The organism is Maribellus maritimus (genome assembly GCF_022267315.1).
Classification (GTDB): domain Bacteria; phylum Bacteroidota; class Bacteroidia; order Bacteroidales; family Prolixibacteraceae; genus Draconibacterium; species Draconibacterium maritimum.
The window spans coordinates 1-2,602 of the sequence record NZ_JAIKLE010000107.1; the positions used below are offsets into that span (position 1 = coordinate 1).

At 43.0% G+C, this 2,602-nt stretch carries 2 protein-coding genes; both read left to right on the forward strand.

Annotated elements, in window-relative coordinates; all coding sequences use genetic code 11:
• Positions 1-233: 233 nt before the first annotated feature.
• Positions 234-1,778 (forward strand): IS21 family transposase, encoded by a 1,545-nt coding sequence (gene istA, locus K5G00_RS29080; protein ID WP_238770070.1) that lies wholly within the window; start codon positions 234-236, stop codon positions 1,776-1,778.
• Between the two features lie 11 nt (positions 1,779-1,789).
• Positions 1,790-2,524 (forward strand): IS21-like element helper ATPase IstB, encoded by a 735-nt coding sequence (gene istB, locus K5G00_RS29085; protein WP_238770072.1) that lies wholly within the window; start codon positions 1,790-1,792, stop codon positions 2,522-2,524.
• Positions 2,525-2,602: the final 78 nt, after the last annotated feature.

Here is a 2,602-nt window from a genome sequence, read left to right on the forward strand (position 1 = left end):
TAGATAATCCGGTTCACCCCCTGCCAGTGATTCCGATGAAATGCTGCCAGTGATTCCGGCCAAATGCTGCCACTTTTATAGGCTGTTTTGGCTTTGGGCTGGCGGCGGCGCGAAACTATTCCGAAGTAAACACTGCCAAAATTTGGCACTGGTTCCGGAATAAACACTGCCATTTTAATCATTTTCCGGTTTCAATTTGTACTTCGCTGGTAAAAAATAAAACCAGAGAAGCTATGGCTGCATTGCAAATTGACATTATGAAAGTAAAACAGTTACTATTATTAAAGACCCGGAAGGTTTCGAACCGTAAGATAGCCGGGGAAATTGGGGTTGACCGCAATACGGTAAACCATTACGTAAAAAAGTTAAAATCAAGCGGGCACAGTTTCAGCGCCTTGCTAAATTTTGAAGAGGCAGAGCTTCAAAAACTTTTCCCCTCTAAGGAAGCCCTCGACCAGGACCGCTATGCAACGCTTCACGGCTTGTTCCCGGGTTTTGTAAACGAGATGAAGAAGCCCGGGTGTACACGGCAGCATTTGTGGCGCAGGTACAAACAAGAGCACATTGACCATTACAGCTACTCACAGTTTTGCCAGTTATTTAGCGACTGGCTTGAAAGCAAAAAGGCCAGCGGCAAACTCAACCATAAAGCCGGGGAAAAATTATTTATCGATTATGCCGGGAAAAAACTTCAAATTGTTGACCGCTCTACCGGGGAAATACGCGAAGTAGAGGTTTTTGTGGGCATCCTTCCGGCCAGTTCGTATACTTATGTAGAAGCAAGTTATGATCAATCGCGTGAATCGCTTGTAAGATCAGTTGGCAACTGCCTTAACTTTTTTGGCGGTGTGCCACAGGCCATCGTCCCCGACAATTTAAAATCAGCAGTTACCAAATCCTCAAAATACGAATCGGTAATCAATAAAACATTCCGCGATATGGGACATTATTACGGATGCGTAATCAACCCCACCCGTTCGTATTCCCCACAGGACAAAGCCCTTGTAGAAGGGGCTGTAAAACTGGTCTACCAACGTATTTATTACGAGATATCGAACATGACCTTTTTCAGCCTGGAAGAACTGAACAAACAAATCCGCTTTTTACTTGAACGCTACAACAGTTACAAACTACAAACAACCGGCATAAGCCGTTTTAAACAGTTTGTGGAAATTGAAAAAGGGCAACTGTCCCCCTTACCTGCCGAGCCTTATAAAATAAAACATTTCAACCGGGCAAAGGTGCAAAAGATGGGCTATGTTTACCTGAGCAGTGAAAAGAACTATTACAGTGTCCCGTACCGTTACATTGGCAGGCATGTCGAGGTGCAGCACAATATCGATACAGTAGAGATTTATTACAATAAAAAGCGCATTGCCACACATGCCAAAAGCCACCGCAGGGGAAACTACGCCACAGTTAAAGACCACCTCTCAAGCACTCACCGGTATTACCAGTCGTGGAACAGGGACTTTTTTGTAAAAAAGGCTGCTGAAATTGGGATGGAAACAACAACTTATGTAGCCAAACTAATCGACCAGCAAACTTATCCTGAAGTTGCCTTTAAACGCTCCCAGGGCATAATTGCATTAAAAAATAAATACCCACGCCAACGTATCGAAGCTGCATGTAAAAAAGCCCTTGACTACGACATTTGTTCGTACCGTATTATTGAAAACATATTAAAAAACCACACCGACACAGATCCCGGGCAGGAACAAATAAAACACGAAATAAAACCACACGAAAACCTTCGTAGTGCTGCAAATTATAAATAAAAACAACGATTATGAACAACAATGCAACCATCGAAAAAATGAAACAAATGCGCCTTTCGGGGATGGCCGAAACTTATTACAACAGCATCCAAAGCGCAAATTATCACGATTATACCACCGACCAGTACATTGCCATGCTGGTAGACCAGGAATGGGAATATCGGCAGGAGAGAAAAATAGCAGGGCTTGTGGCCAAAGCTAAATTTAAACAACAGGTATCAATCCTCGATATTGATTACAACCACCCGCGCAACCTGGACCGTAACTTGTTTGAACGCCTGGTTTCCCTTGATTTTATCCGCCGTAACGAAAACATTATTATTACCGGGCCAACCGGTTGTGGCAAAAGTTATCTGGCACAGGCACTTGGTATGCACGCCTGCCAAATGACATATAAAACATCGTATTTTAATACAGCCAGACTAATGGAGCAGGTAAAACTTTCTAAGCTTCAGGGGGATTACCTTGTTTTGCTTAAAAAGATACAAAACACCCAACTGCTGATACTCGATGACTTTGGCCTAACTGCAATCGACCAAATGCAGCGGCAGGCCTTACTCGACATTGTGGAACACAAATACGATAATGCTTCAATTATTTTTACATCACAAATACCGGTAAAAGAGTGGCATGGATTAATTGGTGAACACACCATTGCTGATGCAATACTGGACAGGATTGTTTACTCCTCCCACCGCATAGAATTAAACGGACAATCAATGAGAAAAATGAAACTAAAAAAATAAATATCTTAGCCGTTGAAACCGAAAATTGACTGGCAGGGTATCCCCGGAATCATTGGCAGGGTATCATCGGAATATCGA